The 20,702-nt window shown below is 36.9% G+C and carries 19 protein-coding genes and 1 tRNA gene; 6 read left to right on the top strand and 14 right to left on the bottom strand.

The annotated features are described in order from the left end of the window. The first annotated feature begins 20 nt into the window (after window positions 1-20). The 6 genes from HX109_RS04600 to HX109_RS04575 all read left to right on the top strand — a co-directional run bounded on the left by HX109_RS04600 (window position 21) and on the right by HX109_RS04575 (window position 3,390). Window positions 21-108: transfer RNA gene (locus HX109_RS04600), tRNA-Ser, on the top strand. A gap of 75 nt (window positions 109-183) precedes the next feature. After that, window positions 184-996 (top strand): MotA/TolQ/ExbB proton channel family protein, encoded by an 813-nt coding sequence (locus tag HX109_RS04595; protein WP_178950030.1) that lies wholly within the window; start codon window positions 184-186, stop codon window positions 994-996. Window positions 997-1,020: 24 nt separating this feature from the next. Continuing rightward, window positions 1,021-1,437, top strand: coding sequence for a hypothetical protein (locus tag HX109_RS04590; RefSeq protein WP_178950029.1), 417 nt, complete (start codon window positions 1,021-1,023; stop codon window positions 1,435-1,437). 21 nt (window positions 1,438-1,458) lie between these two features. Further along, window positions 1,459-2,079, top strand: coding sequence for an ExbD/TolR family protein (locus tag HX109_RS04585; RefSeq protein ID WP_178950028.1), 621 nt, complete (start codon window positions 1,459-1,461; stop codon window positions 2,077-2,079). A gap of 18 nt (window positions 2,080-2,097) precedes the next feature. Continuing rightward, window positions 2,098-2,580 (top strand): ExbD/TolR family protein, encoded by a 483-nt coding sequence (locus tag HX109_RS04580; RefSeq protein ID WP_178950027.1) that lies wholly within the window; start codon window positions 2,098-2,100, stop codon window positions 2,578-2,580. Window positions 2,581-2,688: 108 nt separating this feature from the next. Continuing rightward, window positions 2,689-3,390 (top strand): porin family protein, encoded by a 702-nt coding sequence (locus HX109_RS04575; protein WP_178950026.1) that lies wholly within the window; start codon window positions 2,689-2,691, stop codon window positions 3,388-3,390. Here HX109_RS04575 and HX109_RS04570 read toward each other — a convergent pair. The 14 genes from HX109_RS04570 to HX109_RS04505 form a co-directional block, all read right to left on the bottom strand. Further along, complete coding sequence (locus HX109_RS04570; RefSeq protein WP_178950025.1) at window positions 3,385-3,990, bottom strand: hypothetical protein; 606 nt, start codon at window positions 3,988-3,990, stop codon at window positions 3,385-3,387. The genes HX109_RS04575 and HX109_RS04570 overlap by 6 nt on opposite strands. After that, a complete protein-coding gene (gene rpoN, locus HX109_RS04565; RefSeq protein ID WP_178950024.1) occupies window positions 3,990-5,450 on the bottom strand; it encodes an RNA polymerase factor sigma-54 in 1,461 nt (486 codons plus the stop codon). The genes HX109_RS04570 and rpoN overlap by 1 nt, the downstream gene beginning before the upstream one ends. 91 nt (window positions 5,451-5,541) lie before the next feature. Next, the gene (gene asnS / locus HX109_RS04560; RefSeq protein ID WP_178950023.1) at window positions 5,542-6,975 is read right to left on the bottom strand and encodes an asparagine--tRNA ligase; all 1,434 of its coding nucleotides are present in this window, start codon (window positions 6,973-6,975) and stop codon (window positions 5,542-5,544) included. A 399-nt stretch (window positions 6,976-7,374) separates the two neighbouring features. After that, window positions 7,375-9,765 carry an efflux RND transporter permease subunit gene (locus tag HX109_RS04555; RefSeq protein WP_178950022.1) on the bottom strand — a complete coding sequence of 797 codons (2,391 nt, stop codon included), beginning with the start codon at window positions 9,763-9,765 and terminating at the stop codon, window positions 7,375-7,377. 45 nt (window positions 9,766-9,810) lie between these two features. Next, the gene (locus tag HX109_RS04550; protein ID WP_178950021.1) at window positions 9,811-12,333 is read right to left on the bottom strand and encodes a DUF5686 and carboxypeptidase-like regulatory domain-containing protein; all 2,523 of its coding nucleotides are present in this window, start codon (window positions 12,331-12,333) and stop codon (window positions 9,811-9,813) included. A 100-nt stretch (window positions 12,334-12,433) separates the two neighbouring features. Then, entirely contained in the window at window positions 12,434-12,988 is a 555-nt protein-coding gene (frr, locus tag HX109_RS04545; RefSeq protein ID WP_178950020.1) for a ribosome recycling factor, read from the bottom strand. A gap of 46 nt (window positions 12,989-13,034) precedes the next feature. Continuing rightward, window positions 13,035-13,742, bottom strand: coding sequence for a UMP kinase (gene pyrH / locus HX109_RS04540; protein ID WP_178950019.1), 708 nt, complete (start codon window positions 13,740-13,742; stop codon window positions 13,035-13,037). A gap of 158 nt (window positions 13,743-13,900) precedes the next feature. Continuing rightward, complete coding sequence (gene tsf, locus HX109_RS04535) at window positions 13,901-14,725, bottom strand: translation elongation factor Ts (protein WP_178950018.1); 825 nt, start codon at window positions 14,723-14,725, stop codon at window positions 13,901-13,903. Between the two features lie 189 nt (window positions 14,726-14,914). Next, a complete protein-coding gene (gene rpsB / locus HX109_RS04530) occupies window positions 14,915-15,712 on the bottom strand; it encodes a 30S ribosomal protein S2 (protein ID WP_178950017.1) in 798 nt (265 codons plus the stop codon). Between the two features lie 204 nt (window positions 15,713-15,916). After that, window positions 15,917-16,303 carry a 30S ribosomal protein S9 gene (gene rpsI, locus HX109_RS04525; protein WP_178950016.1) on the bottom strand — a complete coding sequence of 129 codons (387 nt, stop codon included), beginning with the start codon at window positions 16,301-16,303 and terminating at the stop codon, window positions 15,917-15,919. Continuing rightward, entirely contained in the window at window positions 16,303-16,758 is a 456-nt protein-coding gene (gene rplM, locus HX109_RS04520; RefSeq protein ID WP_178950015.1) for a 50S ribosomal protein L13, read from the bottom strand. Before rplM ends, rpsI begins: the two co-directional genes overlap by 1 nt. A 270-nt stretch (window positions 16,759-17,028) precedes the next feature. Next, the gene (locus HX109_RS04515) at window positions 17,029-17,742 is read right to left on the bottom strand and encodes a DUF547 domain-containing protein (RefSeq protein ID WP_178950014.1); all 714 of its coding nucleotides are present in this window, start codon (window positions 17,740-17,742) and stop codon (window positions 17,029-17,031) included. Window positions 17,743-17,753: 11 nt separating this feature from the next. Further along, the gene (locus HX109_RS04510) at window positions 17,754-18,644 is read right to left on the bottom strand and encodes a transporter (protein ID WP_178950013.1); all 891 of its coding nucleotides are present in this window, start codon (window positions 18,642-18,644) and stop codon (window positions 17,754-17,756) included. A 390-nt stretch (window positions 18,645-19,034) separates the two neighbouring features. Further along, complete coding sequence (locus HX109_RS04505; protein WP_178954050.1) at window positions 19,035-20,699, bottom strand: RagB/SusD family nutrient uptake outer membrane protein; 1,665 nt, start codon at window positions 20,697-20,699, stop codon at window positions 19,035-19,037. Window positions 20,700-20,702 lie beyond the last annotated feature (3 nt).

Here is a 20,702-nt window from a genome sequence, read left to right as displayed (position 1 = left end):
CTGAAAACTATAAGTTAAATAGAGAGGTGGCCGAGTGGTCGAAGGCGCACGCCTGGAAAGTGTGTATACGCCAAAAGCGTATCGAGGGTTCGAATCCCTTCCTCTCTGCTGTAGTTTTAATGTTTAATAACATTTTTTTTTTATCTTTAACCCTATTAACGAACAAATTTAAGTTTAGAAGAAATGAAAAGACTATTCTCTATTCTGGCAATTGCCGGATTATTGGCTTTTAACGCAACAACTGCCAACGCTAAGGAGTTAACTCCAGCTGTATCTGATCAAATTTCAGAAATTGTTGCTATCGACGATGCTGCAACGGCACTAGTACAAGATGAAGAAGCTTCGGGAGCAGATGCTGACGCTTCTCCAGGTTTTCAACAAGTCCTAAAAGAAAAATTCATCCAAGGGGGTGCAGGTTTCATGGGGATTGTACTATTATGTCTTATCTTAGGACTTGCAGTGGCTATTGAAAGAATTATATTCTTAAACCTAGCTACTACAAATACTAAAAAGCTAACTCAACAAGTAGAAGATGCATTGGCATCTGGAGGTGTTGAAGCGGCTAAAGAAGTTTGTAGAAATACAAGAGGTCCTATTGCATCAATTTATTATCAAGGATTAGACAGAGTTGACGAAGGTGTTGATGCTGCTGAAAAAGCTGTAGTAGCTTACGGTGGTGTACAAATGGGTCAATTAGAGAAAAACGTTTCTTGGTTGTCTTTATTCATCGCAATTGCACCGATGTTAGGTTTCATGGGTACAGTAATTGGTATGATTCAGGCATTCGAAAAAATTAGTGCAGCTGGTGGATTAGATGCATCTCTTATTGCAGGTGATATCCAGGTGGCTTTATTAACAACAGTATTTGGTCTTATCGTGGCTATTATACTTCAGATTTTCTACAACTACATTATCGCTAAAATTGATAGTATAGTAAACAGCATGGAAGATGCTTCAATCATCTTGGTAGACATGTTGGTAGATCACAAAAAATAATAAGCACTAAATTTAATTTAAGATATGTATAAAATAGCTAAAATATTAGCGATAATACTGGGAGTTATTGGACTTGGACTATGGTTAGCCATAGTGTATCAAGATAGTAACGAAGGTGTTATTAGCATAATGATTAATCTAGGTATATGGTTAACTGTTATCATTGCAGCGATCACTTTTATATTTTCTTTGGTTGGTCTGGCTTCAGATCCAGATAAATTAAAGAAATCTTTGATCTCTGTTGGAGTTTTTGCATTAATCATAGCAATAAGCTACTTTGTTCTTGCAAGCGGGTCAGATATCGATCTTGATAAAATGGCTGCTAGGGATATCGATGTAAGCGAAAACACCGTACGATGGGTAGGTGCCGGTTTATGGACCTTCTTCATTCTAGCCATTTTGGCTGTAGGAGCAATGGTTGTAGGATCATTTAAAAAATAATAATTTAAAAACTTAAATAAGATGGCAAGAAGAGGAGCACCGCCTGAGGTTAACGCAGGTTCAATGGCAGATATCGCTTTCCTACTCTTGATCTTTTTCTTGGTAACCACTACCATAGAAACAGATGCAGGGTTAGACCGTAAGTTGCCACCAATTGAGCCGCCAGAAAACCCTCCGATTATTAAGCAAAAGAACATCTTTACCGTGGTTGTGAACAAGAACAACCAACTTTTGGTAGAAGATGAGCCTATGGAGCTTAAAGATTTGAGAAAGGCTGCTAAAGAGTTCCTAGACAACGGTGCTGGCACCGGAGAAAAAGGAGAGCCTTGTGACTATTGTCAAGGGTCAAAAAATCCTGAATCTTCAGACCACCCGAACAAGGCAATTATTTCTTTGCAGAATGATAGATTGACCGAGTACGGAACCTATATAGCAGTACAGAACGAATTGGTAGCTGCTTATAATGATTTGAGAAACAGAGAAGCGCAACGTTTATTTGGTCGTGATTTTACAGCCATGGATGAGCAATATCTCGATCCAAAAACTCCAGATGGGGTTAAGGACGATTTGAAGCCCAAAATTGAGCGTATTCAAAAAATGTATCCTCAAAAATTATCTGAGGCAGAACCAAAAAGTAACTAATTAATTAGTAAAGCTATTATGGCAAAATTCACAAAGAAAAAGAAAGGGGATTTACCTGCGGTTTCAACCGCATCATTGCCGGATATCGTTTTCATGTTGTTATTCTTCTTCATGACGGTAACCACAATGAAGGATAGTTCCCTTATGATAAAAAATGAATTGCCTTATGCTGATCAAGTTCAAAAACTTGATAAAAAAGACAGGGTAATTTATATTTATGCTGGAAAACCTAGTCCGCGTTACCAAGACAAATTCGGAACTGCTGCAAAAATTCAATTAAATGATAAATTTGCAGACGTTTCAGAGGTAGCCAACTATGTTTTGGCAGAAAGATCATCAAAGCGTGAAGAGCTACAAAATGTGCTTACCACCGCTTTGAAAGTCGATCATGAGACCAATATGGGGCTTGTTTCAGACATTAAGCAAGAGTTGAGAAAAGTGAATGCACTTAAAATTAACTATACCACCAAAACTGGTGATGCTTTTCAAAATTTGAAATAAATACACATTTCAATTAAACTTATATTTAAAAAACGCTTCTTTCTTTTTGATTGAAGCGTTTTTTATTTACTTCTTATTTGCTGTACCTTTACCGGTAAAACATCATACATGAAATTAAGGTCCCTTGTTGTTCTAATTTCGGCATTTATAACCAATTTTATTTGTGCACAAAGTGATACACTTGTGGTAGTGGAAGCCGATGAGAAATATTTTGAAGATCAATTCTATATAGGGCTTAATTACAATTTACTTACTCGCGCACCAAGCGATATTGGGCAAAGTAGCTTTTCATATAACTTTATTGTAGGCTTTATAAAAGACTTGCCAATAAATAGACGTCGAAATATTGGGTTTGGTTTGGGCGCCGGACTTTCAATTAGTTCCATATATAGCGATTTGCTGGCTGATAAAGATGAGAATGGCAACATATTTTATCAAGAAATTCCTGATGATTTTTCTTATAACAGGAATATGCTTAAAATGAATTTCGTTGAGTTTCCCATTGAATTTCGTTGGCGGAATTCCCAATCGGATAACTATCGTTTTTGGAGAATTTATAGCGGAATTAAGTTTTCTTATTTACTTTCAGGAAAGTCCAAATTGGTAACAGATACATTTAAGTTTACCTTCGACAATCCGGATATTAGAAACATACAGTACGGGGTTTATCTTAGTTTTGGGTATAACACTTGGAACTTTTATGCACAGTACGATCTTTCTAATGTTTTTGAAGATGATAAATTTACGGTCGACGGGGAAGCTCTAGAGCCTAGAATTTTTAAGGCGGGCCTCATATTCTACATTCTATAGCCAATAGCCAAACGTTATGAATTGGGTTAAGACACCAATAAACATTCCGGCAATTATTTCCAGTCCTTTATGAGATTTAAGGTGAAGCCTTGCAGTGGCTACCATACCTAGGCAAAGAACCAATAATGCCAATCCCATGGTGATATTTATTTCATAGTGAATGGACAATCCTAAAATAAAGGTCGCCAAGCCACTTATGCCCATAGTGTGCAAACTTATCTTAAAGTTAAGATAAACCATTATTAGGGCGCTTATAAGTGCCCCTAAAATCCCTACGAAGTAGAAGTAGAGTTCGCTGGAATATGATATGGGTGTAATTTTTATTAGTGTTATGTAAATTAAAATAGTACAAATAATTAATGGGAGCTTGCGTTCTTTTGTTTGTGTAATTTCACTACTTGTTATCCACCCTAGGTTTTTTAATAAAAGGTAGAAAATAAAAGGAATGACCACGGTTACAATTGCAATGGCCAGTAAAATAAGTTTTCGCGCCTCTGGTGGGTTGTATTTTGGGGAAATCAAGAAATACAAGGCCGTTCCTGCCAAGGGAATAAAAAGTGGATTGAAAATAAAACTGATTAACTTAGAAAATGCACGCATTATATTTCTTTTCTTAAACGGGCTACAGGAATATGAAGTTGCTCCCTGTATTTTGCAACCGTTCTTCTGGCAATAGGATATCCTTTTTCCTTTAAAATATTAGCCAGTTTATCATCTGTTAAAGGTTTCTTTTTGTCTTCCTCTAGGATAACTGTTTCCAAGATCTTTTTAATTTCCCGAGTAGAAACGTCTTCCCCTTCTTCATTTTTCATAGATTCAGAAAAGAATTCCTTTATCAGTTTGGTGCCATAAGGGGTATCTACATATTTGCTGTTGGCAACCCTAGAAACCGTAGAGACATCCATGCCAATAGTGTCTGCGATATCTTTTAAAATCATTGGCTTTAACTTACGCTCATCACCTGTTAAAAAATACTCCTCTTGGTAATGCATAATGCAGTTCATTGTAACATACAGCGTTTCTTGCCGTTGTTTAATCGCATCGATAAACCATTTGGCGGCATCGAGTTTTTGCTTGATGAACTGAACAGCATCTTTTTGCGATTTAGACTTTGACTTGGTGTCTTTATATCCTTTAAGCATATTATTATACTCGCGGGATACATGCAATTCTGGCGCATTTCTCCCATTAAGGGTGAGTTCTAGTTCGCCATCCATAATTTTAATGGTGAAATCGGGTACTACATGCTCTACCATTCTATTATTGCCAGAATAAGAACCACCCGGTTTCGGGTTTAGTCTTTCAATTTCGTGAATGGCGTTACGCAATTCTTCTTCCGTTATATCAAATTTTTGAATGAGTCGGTTGTAATGTTTTTTGGTAAACTGTTCGAAGGATTTGTCGAGAATCTCAATTGCAAGATCTATACTTGGGGTAGGCTCTTTGCGTTCTAACTGTATTAAAAGGCATTCCCGCAAATCGCGTGCACAAACGCCGGCGGGATCCAGCAGTTGCACTCTTGCCAAAACTTTCTCTACCTCTGCTTCTTCGGTAAAAATGTTTTGGGTAAAAGCCAAATCGTCTACGATATCGCTAATCTCCCTTCTTATGTAACCACTTTCGTCTACACTGCCCACCAAAAATTCTGCAATATCCCTTTCTTCATCACTAAGTCTAAAAGTGTTTAGTTGATTTAAAAGGTATTGATGAAATGAGGTCCCTGCCGCGTAAGGAACTGTTTTTTCCTCATCATCACTACTGTAATTATTGGCCTGAAGTCTGTATTCGGGGATCTCATCATCGCTTAAATATTCGTCTACATTAATATCTTCAGCATTGATGGATTCATTATCGTAATCGTCTTGAGAAGAATTATCCAAATCATCATTTTCGTAATCCAACGTTTCTTCTTTACCGCTTTCTAAAGCCGGATTTTCCTCCAATTCCTGTTTTAAGCGTTGTTCAAAAGCTTGCGTAGGCAACTGTATCAATTTCATCAATTGAATTTGTTGCGGAGATAATTTCTGCGATAATTTAAATTGTAGTTGCTGCTTAAGCATATGGTTGTTTACCTTTCTATAAAAATAAAAAAACTAGCAACATGAACGGCGTCTATGTGCTAGTTTTATGATTACTTATTGTTAATATATTCTAAAATTCGGCGTTTTGAGGGGTTCTTGGGAACGGTATTACATCTCTAATGTTGGTCATTCCTGTTGCAAATAAAACCAAACGTTCGAAACCTAGGCCGAAACCACTGTGTGTTGCCGTACCAAATTTTCTTAAATCGAGATACCACCAAAGTTCTTTTTCATCGATCCCCATGGCTTTTACTTTCTCCAATAAAACATCGTAACGTTCTTCCCTTTGTGATCCCCCTACAATTTCACCGATGCCGGGGAAAAGAATATCCATGGCTCGAACTGTTTTACCGTCTTCGTTTTGGCGCATGTAAAATGCCTTTATTTTAGAAGGGTAATCGAACAATATAACTGGAGCTTTAAAGTGTTTTTCTACCAAAAAACGTTCATGTTCACTTTGTAAGTCGGCTCCCCATTCTTCAATAAGGTAATTGAACTTCTTCTTTTTGTTGGGTTTGGAGTTCTTTAAAATATCGATAGCCTCGGTATAACTAACTCTCTTAAAATTATTGTCTAGAACAAAATGAAGCTTTTCCGTAAGTTTCATTTCGCTTCTTTCGGCTTGCGGCTTGGTCTTTTCTTCTTGTAATAACCTGTTTTCGAGAAACTCAAGATCGTCTTTGCAATTATCTAAAACATAACGAAGCACATATTTGATAAAGTCTTCTGCAAGATCCATGTTTCCGTCAAGGTCTAAAAAAGCAACCTCAGGTTCTATCATCCAAAATTCTGCAAGGTGTCTTGAGGTATTGGAGTTTTCCGCTCTGAATGTTGGACCGAATGTATATACTTTTCCTAGGCCCATGGCGTAGGTTTCGGCTTCCAACTGTCCAGAAACAGTAAGATTTGTTTCTTTACCAAAGAAATCTTCTTTGTAGTTAATTTCGTTATTGTCTTTTAAAGGCGGATTTTTAGGGTCTAATGTAGACACACGGAACATTTCTCCAGCTCCCTCAGCATCGGAACCTGTAATGATGGGGGTGTTAACATAATAAAACCCATTGCTGTTGAAGTACTGGTGAACCGCAAAAGACAAGGCAGAACGAACGCGCATTACGGCACTAAACGTACTGGTGCGAACTCTTAAATGTGCCTTTTCCCTTAAAAACTCCAGCGAATGTTTTTTGGGTTGAATGGGGTATTCTTCTGGGTTTGCGCCTCCAAGAATATTAATTTCCTTTACTTGTATTTCTACATTTTGACCTTTTCCTTGGCTTTCCACCAAAGTACCGGTAACACTAATCGCTGCTCCTGTGTTTAAGTCTTTAAGTATGGTTTCATCTGTATTTTCAAAATCTACCACACACTGAATATTATTAATGGTGGAGCCATCATTTAGTGCTATAAAACGATTGCTTCTAAATGTACGTATCCAACCTTTTGTTTTTACTTCTTGCAGAACCTTATCGCCCGTAAGCAGTTCCTTTATACTGTCTATTTTCATTCTAGGATGCTTGTATAATTGAGGGCACAAAGATAAAATTTTAAACCTAGTTTTAAACTTCCATTATGGGATAATAACGCATTTGTCCAGAAAATTGTTTTTTTTACTTAAAATTAATTTGCTGATAATATGTTCAATATATATTTTTTTGTATATTTAACATAACGAGGAAAACTTTTAAGGTTTTTTTATTAAAATAAAAAGGGGAAAAACACCCATATTTTGTTTGAATGTTTTGCCTAAGTTTGTTTAGGGCATTGAGGATAAAAAAAATTTCAAGATATATAAGAATGTAGGTTTGGGGGAACCTTAAAGTCTGCTCGAAAATTCGTTTTCGGCAGACTTTTTTTATGGGCTCAATTTTAATTATTTGCTTTTTTTGGTGTGACTTATGAAATACTAAATCCCATCTTTTCCATTTTTTGGAAGCACATCAATATTGGGCTTTTTGAGAACTTTTTTATTTGCGATATTTCTTTCTAAAGCCAATAATAGTGCGGGAAGTAAAATTAAATTTGCGAGCATAGCTACCAATAAGGTAAAAGAAACAAGACCACCGAGGGCTTTGGTGCCACCAAAACTGCTAAGCATAAACACAGAGAAACCAAAGAATAGTACAATAGATGTGTAGAACATACTAACCCCTGTTTCCCGTAATGCGTTGTAAACTGATTTTCTGATATTCCAATGGTTTTTAGCAAGCTCTTGCCTATATTTTGCCAAGAAGTGAATGGTGTCGTCCACGGAAATCCCGAAAGCAACGCTAAAGACCAAAATGGTAGAAGGTTTAATAGGGATTCCTAAAAAGCCCATCATTCCCGCAGTAATAATTAAAGGAAGTATGTTCGGAATTAGTGAAACGATTATCATTTTAAAAGACCGGAACATATAAGCCATAAAAAGAGAAATGAGGAAAATGGCCAATGCTAACGACATTATTAAGTTTTTAACCAAATATTTGGTTCCTTTCATAAAAACCAAAGCCTTTCCCGTTAAGGTTACATCGTATCGATCCTCTGGAAGTACTTTGTGTATTTTTTTCCAGAGATCGGCTTCAATACCCTCCATTTTATCGGTGCCTATGTCTTGCATAAAAGTGGTAATACGAGCCACTTGACCGGTAGAGTCTACAAAGCTTTTCAGTAAATCGGCCTCTCCTGAAGATTTTTTGGCATATGATAAAATAAAGGTATTTTCTTGGTTGTTGGGAAGTTGGTAGTAATTTGGGTTTCCATTGTAATAGGCTTGCTTGGAGTATTTAACAAGATTGGTAATGGAAACAGGATCTGAAAGTTCTGGGATTTCCCTTATGAGTTCTTCTAGATCTTCCATTCGCCTTAACGTAGACAATTTCATGACCCCATTTTTTCTTTTGGTGTCTACCATAATTTCAACTGGAAGGATCCCATCAAATTCCTTTTCGAAAAAACGGATGTCATCAAAAAAAGCGGCACTTTTAGGCATGTCTTCAATTAAACTTCCGGAAATTCTTATTTGATATATCCCAATAATACTGGCAATAAGAGCTATTAAGGAAATGATGAATACTGCTATTCTATGATTGCGCACGCTGTTTTCCATCCAGCTAACAAAAGTGTTTATCCACCTCGTATTCAAATGCTTTAAATGCTTGTTTTTAGGCAGTGGCATAAAGCTGTAAATAATGGGGATAATCAACAGGGAGAGTACGAAAATAGCGAAAATGTTAAGGGAAGCGACGATTCCAAATTCCTTCAATAATTTACTTTCCGTAATAATAAAGGTAGCAAAACCAGCTGCCGTTGTAATATTGGTCATTAAGGTGGCATTCCCAACGTTGGAAATTACCCTTTGTAACGACTTGGCTTGGTTTCCATGCTTTTGTACTTCTTGCTGGTATTTATTAATTAGGAAAATACAATTGGGGATACCAATAACAATTATCAATGGCGGAATTAACGCAGTTAAGACGGTAATTTCATAATGTAGTAATCCTAAGATACCAAAGGCCCACATCACTCCAATAATAACTACGATCATGGAGATAAAAGTGGCTCTAAAAGAACGAAAAAAGAAAAAGAATATAAGTGAAGTCACCCCTAAGGCCGCACCAATAAACATACTAATTTCGTCGATGATACTTTGGGAGTTGAGCGTTCTGATGTAAGGCATTCCAGAAACCCGCACATCTAAACCTGTTTTCTCTTCGAAATCTTTTATGAGAGGTTCAAAATCATTCAATACAAAGTCTTTTCGAACATTCGTATTTACAATTTCCTTGTCGATGTAAATGGCAGAGCGAATAGTGTGGGTCTCCTTGTTGAAAAGTAAACTTTGGTAAAATGGGAGTTTTAAAAAGATTTCATCTTTTATGCTATCGACTTCAGCTTTGGTTTTTATTTTATTTTTTATGAGGGGCTCGAGCTCAAAGCGCTGGTCGTCTGTGTTTTTAACCAGTTTCTGTAAGTTATCGGTAGAGATAACCAAATCTACTTCTGGCTTCGCTTGTAATTGTTTGCTCAACTTATTCCAGGCATTGAAATTTTTAGGGGTAAAAAGGTTGCTGTCTTTTATTGCAATGACAATAAGGTTTCCTTCCTCTCCAAATGTCTCCAAAAACTTATTGTATTCCAGGTTTATTGGGTGATGATCTGGAAGAAGGTTTGCTTCCGTAAAGGTAAACCGCATATTTTTCCATTGCATCCCTAAAAAAATAGTGATGCCAAGGAGCATTAGCAATATTAGAATACGGTTTCGAAGAATGATTCTTGCCGTTTTTTTCCAAAAACCTTTTGTGATCTTGTTGAGCATTCGATAAAATTTCCGTGCAAAGGTACGCAACATCAGGCAATGAGCCTAAAAACCTAAACTAAAATAGTAAGTGAACTTAAGGGAAATGTTGTCGTCGAAATTTGGTAAATGGTAAGCGCCATAGCGGTACATGAAGTTGACACCGAAGCCTTTGATAATTTTATTGATCTCCAGACCGCTTTCCAGGTAGCCGTTTTCCAAAGATTGAAAATCGACCCCTTCATGCTGTTGTCTTTCAGAAATGTTTCCAATGGCAAACCTTGAAATAAGTACAAGTTCGGGTCGGAATTTTGGTGTAATATTAAACCGCTTGAAAAAGTGTTTCCCTTGAAATACCAAATATCTATCGGAAAAGAATTCATTAAAGTACATGGTTTCAAAGCTATCCCTGCCAGCTACCGAGAACCTATCTAAAATTTGCTCTCCGTCGGGCTGGTTGGGGGAAGTGTTATACAGCTCTGTAATGGGAAGGTCTCCAAAACCAATCCCGCCAACAAAAAGCAAGGTTGTTTTTCCCTTATTCAGTGGTTGTATTTCGTGCATAACCCGCATAGCTACTTTAGAAAAACTCAAATCACTATCGAACACATCCCGTAGTGCCTGAGAAGTTTGTAAGGTAAACTGTGGATATTTATTTTCAACCACGATTTTCCCTTCGCTGGTCTGCATATAAGTGTTAAATGGGTTCCATTGGAAAGAAGCAGTGATCGAGCTAATTTGATAGGAGTTGTACGTTTTTCCGTCGTTGGTAAAAGTATAGTCGAAGGTTGGATCGACATCTTGATGCGATAATTGAAACTTCGAGCTTAACTTTGGCGTAAAGTCATGCGTAAGGTATGTACTTATATCTTTTACTTTTTGAAACTGACTCAAATTAAACAGTCGTGGTTCAAACAAATAAAATGCCCTGCCATCTGTTATAAAAGAAAGGCTTCCGGTTTCCACAAGATCGTCCTTATAGCTAATCCCCAGCCTAGTGTCGTCGTATTTATCCAACCTGCGTTCTGCACTAAATCCGTATTTAAAATCGGCATCTTTCGTTCCGTAGGCTCCGTAGGCGCTTAATTTGTATTTAGTAGAGAAATTATTGTTGGTAATAGCGCTCATACCAAGGCGAAATCCTTCATAGCGATTAAACTTAAGAAGCGATTTATAGTCGAAATCAACATATTTTGTACTTACATAACCAACCATTACCTTCCTTATAAAGGAAAGTTTATTCTCGAAGTTTCCAGAGGTAACAATGCTATCTACCACCTTGTAGGTTTCCTTTTCTTTATTGGTAATGCTTTTGGTTCTATAGGAATTCCAAAAATTTTCGTCTCTGGTCGTTGCTGCATTGACTAATTTAATGGCGGTTCCTTGGCGTTCAATGGTTACAGGTTCGTTGAGTCTAATATCGAAGTTTTTGGTCTCAGACTTTAAATAGAGATGTTTGGTAAGATCGTCTGGATTGGTGCTTACCATGGAAGAATCTTGCATGGTCGAGCTGGTGGCTATGCGAAGGGCACCGAATAAATTCACCACGTGATCGTTTTCCCCCTTTCCAACCACTACATTACTGGAGGTAGGGAACCAAATATTGTTTTTTGGAAAATATTGGTAATGCTGTACCGCTTGTATATCGATAGCTGCATTAAGCTGGGAAATTGTTTTTTGCAAAGCATAACTTTTGGCATCTATATAAAGCACGCCTTCCAAAGCAATGAGTTCTTTTCCTTTCTTCGGAAAATAATGGATCATATATCCTTCACGCTCTTGCTCTATAACGGTATCTAGAATTCTGTAATTATATGTTTTTAGTGCTTTTTCCCCGAGTGGACTGATGAATTCCGTACCAAAAACTTCATATCTATTTTTATAAAAGGAAAATGATTGCATTTCTAGCGCCAGCACCTCATAAATAGGCTTTTTAAAACCGGCCATTCGTGCGCCGAGTATATTTTCCCGTTGACCTCTATTTTTTGAATACAAAAAATTGGATGCTTTTTCAACAATGTACAAATGCGATTTGTCCAATATTTTTTTTACATCGTAATTCGTGGAGTCTATTTTTTTAAACTTTAAACCTTTTCTTTTTACTTTAAAAATAGAATCTATACTGCCATTAATAGAGTCTTTATCGGCCGTTATTATAAGTTTGCTGTAACTGTTGTAGTTGTAGGTGTTTAAATTGTCTAGAGGGTTGTTTGTTTTTCTACTGGCAATAGCTTTTTTAATAATTTCCCTAGCAGCATTTTGTTTTTCTTCTACGACCACTTCATCCAATGCTTCGATGCTTTTTGCCAACGATACTTTTATATATTCTGAAGAATCAATGATAACCTGTTTTGGCGAATACCCCACATAGCTTATGTTAAGGGTTTTCAGATCTTGGTTTCTTTCAAGTGAAAAATAACCGTCTACATCGGTAATGGTGGTTTTATTATTATTGGCGACAATAGTGGCAAAAGGAAGCGGATTGTTATTTGTTATGTCTACGACCTTTCCAGTAATGGTTTCTTGGGCTTGGACATATATTCCCGCCAGTAAAAACATACTAATTATAAGAAACCTGAAATGCTTCATTTACGCGTAATTAATCTTTTCTTGAGGTGCTGTAATGTTACAAAAAATAAAAGCGACTGTTGAAAGTCGCTTTAAAATTTTATTGAAAGTTTAACGTACGTTAAACGGTCATAATTTCTTTTTCCTTCACGGCCAAAACTTCGTCTACTTTTTTGATGTATCTATCAGTCATTTCCTGTACATCAACTTCAGCATTCGCTTGTACGTCTTCAGAAGCGTCTAGCTTTTTTATTTCTTTGTTGGCCTCTTGTCTTGCCGTTCTAATAGAAACTTTCGCATCTTCTGCTTCTGCCTTTGCCTGTTTGGCCAAATCTTTACGGCGTTCTTCAGTTAATGGTGGGACATTAATAATAACCATTTCCCCGTTATTCATTGGATTAAAACCTAAATTGGCCATCATGATACCTCTTTCAATCTCTTGTAGCATTCCTTTTTCCCAAGGCTGGATAGAGATCGTTCTTCCGTCTGGGGTATTTACATTGGCTACTTGGGTTAGTGGGGTAGGCGAGCCATAATATTCTACCATTACACTCCCAACCATAGCAGGGCTTGCTTTTCCTGCACGAATATTTACAAATTCTTTCTCTAAATGTTTTATTGCGCCGTCCATCGATTCTTTGGCGGTATCTAATATAAAATCTACTTCTTCGTTCATAACTATTAATGTTTAAAATAGTTTAGCTAATTGTATGCCAATATAATTAAAGATTCACTTTTGTACCAATTTTTTCGCCGGATATCACTTTAACCAAGTTTCCTTTTTTGTTCATATCGAAAACTATTATTGGTAGTTCGTTTTCTTGACTTAAAGTGAACGCTGTGGTATCCATTACTTTTAGGCCTTTGTTTAGAACATCTTTGAAGGTAATGTTATCAAACTTAGTGGCATCTTTGTTTTTCTCTGGGTCGGAGGTGTAGATACCATCTACGCGTGTTCCTTTTAAAATAACATCGGCATCAATCTCGATAGCGCGTAAAACCGCGGCGGAGTCGGTTGTAAAATAAGGGTTTCCTGTTCCTCCTCCAAAGATTACAACACGGCCTTTTTCCAAATGTCTCACAGCGCGTCTTCTAATGAAAGGTTCGGCAACTTCGTTTATTTTAATGGCAGATTGTAAGCGGGTTTCAATACCTTCGTCTTCCAAGGCTGATTGCAAAGCCAAGCCGTTAATTACGGTGGCCAACATCCCCATATGGTCTCCTTGTACACGATCCATACCATTACTGGCTCCTGCAACACCCCTGAAAATATTACCACCACCAATTACAACAGCTACTTCTACACCTTTGTCTATTACCGATTTTATTTCCTCTGCATATTCTTTAAGCCTAGCGGGGTCTATGCCGTATTGTCTTTCACCCATTAGAGCTTCGCCACTTAGTTTTAGAAGTATTCTATTGTATTGCATGTTTTTCTTTTGAAGATTGTTCCTGAAATTTTCCGAAGCAAAAATAAGGAAAATAATTAAGTAGCCGATACGGAATCTGGGGTATAAAAAAACCACTTTTGAAAAAAATCAAAAGTGGTTTATATGGAAATCGCTTATTTAAAAAATAAGCTAAAAAATTATCCTAATGCTACTCTTTCAAAAGCAACAACGGTAAGGTCTTTGTCAAAAGATTTTACGTAACCGGCAACGCTTTGTTTGCTGTCTTTAATAAAATCTTGGTTTACCAAAGTGTTGTCTTTAAAGAAACGTTGTAATTTACCTTTTGCGATATTGTCTAGCATAGCTTCTGGTTTCCCTTCTGCTCTAAGTGTATCTTTAGCAATTTCGATTTCTTTATCGATCACTTCTTGGTCTACACCACTCTCGTCTAAAGCAACAGGGTTCATAGCGGCAGCTTGCATTGCTACGTCTTTGGCTGCGGTATCTGCATTTTCTACATTTGCAGAAAGACCTACTAGTGTAGCAATTTTATTACCTGCGTGAATGTAAGAGCCTACGAATGGAGCTTCTAAAGTTCTAAAGTCACCAATTTCGATTTTCTCACCAATTACTCCGGTTTGCTCGATTAATTTCTCAGAAACTGTTAATCCTTTATAGTCTGCTTCTAATAGTTCTTCCTTAGAATCATGGTTTAGTGCCAAGTCTGCAAGATCGTTTGCCAAACTTACAAAAGAATCGTTTTTAGCAACGAAATCTGTTTCACAGTTAAGGGAAACAATAACACCTTTATTGCTGGCATCGTTAACTTTTGCTATAACGGCACCTTCTGTAGATTCTCTATCTGCTCTTTTAGCAGCTACTTTTTGTCCTTTTTTACGAAGTACTTCTACTGCAGTATCAAAATCGCCTTCAGCTTCTACCAATGCATTTTTACAATCCATCATACCTGCACCGGTTGCTTTTCTAAGCTTATTAACTTCAGCGGCTGTAATTTTTGCCATTTCTATATTAATTTTAATCCGTTATGAAGGGTTTGTTCTTGTGCCCCTGCATATTGGGATGATTTTTAATTTTTTTTGAAAACCTCCAAGATATAACTTTGAGGTGCTTTATCTAAATAAAGTCGTTATCCTTATTTTCCAATACTAAAGTAAAGAAGATAGAGGTTAACGACTTTATTAAAATATTATTTATTCGTTATCTTCAGCTTCTAGGGCTTTAGCTTTTTTCTCTTTAGCCTCTTGTTCTGCTTTTGATTCTTCTTCTTCTTCAGCTTTCTTTTCAGCAGCTTTATCAGCTTTTCTGTCAGAAAGACCTTCAGCAATTGCTCCAGTTACATGAGAAAGAACTTTTTCGATAGATTTAGAAGCATCGTCATTAGATGGTATAACATACTCTACCTCTCTTGGGTCTGAGTTTGTATCTACCATTGCAAATATTGGAATGTTTAATTTTTGTGCTTCTTTCACTGCGATATGTTCACGCATGGTGTCTACAATAAACAACGCTCCTGGTAAGCGAGTCATGTCTGAAATAGAACCTAAGTTTTTCTCAAGCTTAGCTCTTAAACGATCTACTTGTAGTTTTTCTTTTTTAGAAAGCGTATCGAAAGTACCATCTTTTTTCATTCTATCGATAGAGGCCATTTTCTTAACGGCTTTTCTGATAGTTACAAAGTTGGTAAGCATACCACCTGGCCATCTTTCTGTGATGTAAGGCATGTTTACAGCTCCTGCTTTGTCTGCAACGATATCTTTTGCTTGTTTTTTGGTAGCTACAAATAGTATTTTTCTACCTGATGCTGCAATCTTTTTAAGCGCTTCGTTCGCCTCTTCGATTTTAGCAGCTGTTTTGTATAAATTGATAACGTGGATCCCGTTACGCTCCATGTAGATATAAGGAGCCATATTTGGATTCCATTTTCTAGTAAGGTGACCAAAATGTACACCTGCTTCTAGTAAATCTTTAACTTCTATGTTATTTGCCATTTTTGTAATAGTTTACGTTCCGTTGCCCACAAGGTGGGTTTTGTATTTAGCAATGTTAAAGTGGTCACGAAAAATTCGATTGCCTTTACCATTTGGATGCTAAACTGATCTTTCTTTCTTTTTCAAAAAAGAAAGCAACGACATGTTTTAAATTCAATAATAAATGAACAATGTGTATAAAACACATGTAAAATTGGATACAGATTAACGTTTCGAGAATTGGAATTTCTTACGTGCTTTCTTCTGACCGAATTTCTTACGCTCTACCATTCTTGGATCTCTAGTAAGTAATCCTTCTGGTTTAAGAGTTCCTCTGTTTTCTGCATCTACTTCGCAAAGTGCTCTGGAGATAGCCAAGCGAATTGCTTCTGCTTGTCCAGTTACACCACCACCGTAAACATTTACTTTAATATCAAAGTTCTCAACGTTTTCTGTTAAAGAAAGTGGTTGTTGTACTTTGTACTGTAATGTTGGTGTTGGGAAGTATTGCTTAAATTCTTTTTTGTTGATGGTGATGTTTCCTTTACCTTCAGAAACGTACACTCTTGCAACTGCAGTTTTTCTTCTGCCGATTTTGTGAATTACTTCCATTATTTAAGATCGTTTAAGTTAATTGCAGTTGGTTTTTGAGCTTCTTGAGCGTGCTCTGTACCAACATACACTTTTAAATTGCGGAATAGCTCTGCACCTAACTTATTTTTAGGAAGCATTCCTTTAATAGATTTCTCCAACAAACGAGTAGGGTCTTTTTTGAAAAGCTCCGTAGCTGTTGTTGTTCTTTGACCGCCTGGGTAACCTGTGTGACGCACGTATTCTTTAGCATCCCATTTTTTACCAGTTAAGTTGATTTTTTCTGCATTGATAATTACAACATTATCTCCACAGTCTACATGCGGTGTGTAATTAGGCTTGTACTTACCTCTAAGTAGCTTGGCTACCTTAGAAGAAAGACGGCCTAGCGTCTGACCTTCAGCATCTACTAAAACCCACTGTTTGTCTACAGTAGCTTTGTTTGCCGAAATTGTTTTGTAGCTTAATGTATCCACACTAACTTTTTTTAAAAAATTAAACATTCCATTCCCATCCCCAAACGTGAATTCGGGATAATGGGGTGCAAAAGTACAACTATTTATGTTATTTACAAATAGGGGGTGTTAATTATTTCTTGTTTTAAAGCAGTTGGTTTATAGTAAGTTATAGGCGACGAATTAAAATGACACCTTTTGTAATTTAATTGTAAAGCTATATGGAGTATTTCTAAAAACTAAAAAGGAGCTAAATTTAAATATAGCTCCTTATTTATTTACAAAATTAATTCATTTACCATTCAAATTCCAATTATAGGGTTTGTAGGTTATTTCAGCATTTTTATCGATAGTTACTTTGCTGTACTTGTTTAAAAATCCTATAAGGGTTTGTTTTTTTTCAAAATCTTCCCGAAACCATTTAAATAGTGCAGAGATTTCAATTTTTTCATGTGATAGCTCATTCTTAGCGGTGTCGTTAATGAATTCCCGGGTTACCGTTTCCAGCTGTTCGTCTAACTTACTCGGAATAAAAGCTTGATTGAGAAGTTTAGGGCAGGAGATAGACGCGCAATTAATGGCAAAGTGAATGCGGGGTTCATCCATCTTCCGTAGTATTTCGTGTTCGATATGGTTCAGCGAAAACCGTTCTCTATCAATTTCAATAAACTGTTTGTCCCAAGGATCTTTTATGTCTTTTATACTTTTTAGGGGATAATTATCCAATATCAATTTTATGGTGAAAGCATTGTAAGCATTGATCCAGTATGATAATTTTTCTTTTTTGCTCCAAGAATCTTTGGGCGGATATTTTTTGAGCTCCTTAAGGTAAAGATCCAATTCTTCACTATTGAAACTTTTATAGGAAACCATCCCTTCTTCAGAAACATTTTCCTGAAGAAGTGCATTCCAAACCGACGAATCTGGTTTCTGGGCTAGGGTGGGTGTAAAGCTAAAAGCTATAAAAATTATTGAAGCTAAGTATACTACTTTGTTGATTTTCATTTGGTTTTTTTCTAATAGTTATAAACAAGAGCAGTGGTAAAGAAAGATGACTCTCCTATATTTCTACCATCAACAATAGTTCCAAACCCGGCATTAATTCCGAAGTGTTTAAAAAATGAAAAGTAGGAATTAGCTCCCAACATGGTATAATTTACTTTTGTTTCAGGAAAATTACCCATAAATCCTGGTCCCATAATATCCACACCGGCTGTAGAGGTTTGGTGGTCTATCCATCCTTCTAAATAGACTTTTTCGGTAGCCCAACCAATTTTTCCTCCAAACAGTACGGCATTTGGAACATCGTAATCGCCGTCGAAATTGGGCATTAAATTGTTGTCTGCCTCCGTTCTAAAACTATAACCACCGGTAATTGTTGTAAAGAATCCAGAATTGCTTTGAAAATGGACTCCCAGTTTTCCATCGATGCTGGTAGCGCCGTTTCCTATGGAGAGGATTCCGTTGGGCTCATAACCAAGGGGAAAAGCGGCTCCTGCAGAAACAAAATAATTGATAAATCCACCACTTAAATCCGACTTAAAAGGTCTCCACTTTAAAGCAATGACCAAGTCTTGAAAGTCAGATACTGAATCTTCACCAGTTATAGGATCTGGATTTTCTGACGTAGCGGAAATATATGGTAGGTTTACAACTGCTAGCAAATTGTCGGTAATTCCGTAGTTGGCGTATAAGTTATAAATATCTTGAGAAGCATGTCCGATAGGAGAGGCCGGAGCTTCGTTTTCGCCTACATAAAAGGAGGTGTAATTGCTTATGGTGTAAGAAAGCGCCACTGTTCCATCTCCTTGATTTTTAAAATAGCCATCGATAATTCCTTGGGCTTTCGTAATCGATGTAGTGAGCAATAGGGTTGCCGTTAAAAGTAAAATTTTAGATGTTTTCATTTGCTTGTCTTTTAATTTTTTAAAAAGGTCAAATGGAATTCGCTATGGAATGTTTTGAATAGCATCAAAATTAATTTCTATAGCTCATTTCATAATGATTTGTTTTTGTAGGGAGTCGCATAAGAAGACTAATCATTACATTATCAAATTGTTAAGAGGTGTTTTCTGGCGCCTCTAATGCGCCTCCAACCAATTTTTGCCTGTGCCAAGTTCAACATCTAGTGGTACGCTAAGTTTGTAAGCGTTTTCCATTTCTGATTTAATCATTTCCTTAATGGTGTCAACTTCTTCTTTGTTGGGTGTCTAACTTGATATATTTTCTATAAAACGAAAAACTGGTTAACTTTTAAAGCTAACCAGTTTCCGCTAATTCAAATCGCATTAAATTTTTTAATTTTGATCTGAAGGAGTTAAATTTGGATTGGCATCAATTTCTGCTTGTGGAATTTTAAAAATCCATCTATCATTAACTGAAGGTTTTTCTTGTTTAAATGCAGATTGATATAGAACTTCAGAAGCTCCTGAGCCTCCATCCGCGGAATGATCAATTCCTTCGTCCCATCTAATCTTATCTGTATAGCCAAATCCTTCTCCCCATAGCTCTACTCCCCTTTGAAACTTAATGTGTTCCATTAATGATTCTCTAGTGCTATAAATGGTAACGTTATATCCACTATCACGTTCTTCACCGAGTGGCCTTAATGCTTCTTGTGCTCCAGCAATATCATTCATCATTGCTTTGGCCTCTGCTTCGATAAGGTACATTTCTGAGGAACGCATGTAAATGATATCATCTGGGTCAATTGATCCTGGATTGGCATTTTCAAGTTTAAAATGCATATAGGGGTGCTGATTAAAATTATTGTTAATACCGTATTCAGTATTAATTTCTTCTCTTCTTTCTTGATAACCTTCTAAATCACCGGCATAATTGGGATCTCTAGGTAAGCCAGTCTCTCCGTCTAGCCCCCCTTGATTATTTGCAGCTGAAAAATTGGTATTAGGTGCATCGATTATAAATACGTCTTTTCTGTAGTCTGTATCAGGAATGGCGTCTACCAATCTTCGGTCTGCAATTTTTGGGTTATTTCTAATCTGGCTTCCGTTAAAAGTATTGCTGGCTAAGTAAAAGTAGGAACGAAAGAATGTTGTTTCAGCATCAATTACATTGCTCCCCCATATAACTTCGGGTAGGCTATTGGTGTTAAAACCAGACTTCCATTCATCTTCACTCATAAGAGGATAGTTTTCACGTGCTTTTACGGCGGCATCTGCGGCTGTTTGCCAATCGCCTTTGGACAAGGCAGTTCTAGCCAAAAGGCCATAAGCTACATCAATATTAAGTTGAGACTTGGTTTCTGGCCCACCACTGGGTCTTCCTGAACCATTTTCAAAAGCACTTATTGCAGCTCTAAGATCTTCTTCTATTTGATCATAAATTTCCTGAACTGTGGATCTTCCTGTACTTGTAAAAGGTGCTTCAGAAGAAAATAATAAAGGTACGCCTGGATCTGTGGCTGGGTTTCCAATGAGATATCCTCTAGCATAATGTTGAACTAAAGATAGGTAAGCGTAGGCTCTGTAGGTATAAGCTTGACCTAATATCTCAAATAGTCCAGGGGATTGCGTTAAAGTGCCATCGTTGGCTCTATTAATAAGCAAATTAGCTCCCGCGATAATATTATATCTGTGATACCATAAAAGTTCACATGTCAAGGACGTTTGGTCAGTGTGAGAATTCCATTGCATTTCTGTCCTCCATCCTAAATTATTTGCATTTGCAGAATGTATTAATCCACCAGACAAATTATCTCCTAAAGGAACCCAATAATGGTTACCTGCCCTTTGCGAATCTCCACCAGGCAAGATTGTTTGAGATTGAGAATAAAGCCCGCGATGAAGTCCATTTAAAATAAGCTGCATGTTAGTCTCATTGGCCAGTGCGTCTGCAGCTGATATAGCATCTGTGGGAGTCGTTTCTAAAAAGTCATCGTCACACGAAGTTATGGTAATCCCTAGGATTACTATAAACATAAATTTTATTTTTCTTAACATAAT

Source organism: Galbibacter sp. BG1, from assembly GCF_013391805.1.
Taxonomy (GTDB): domain Bacteria; phylum Bacteroidota; class Bacteroidia; order Flavobacteriales; family Flavobacteriaceae; genus Galbibacter.
The sequence above is the reverse complement of the archived record's forward strand: the minus strand, read 5'-3'. Positions and strand labels throughout refer to the sequence as shown.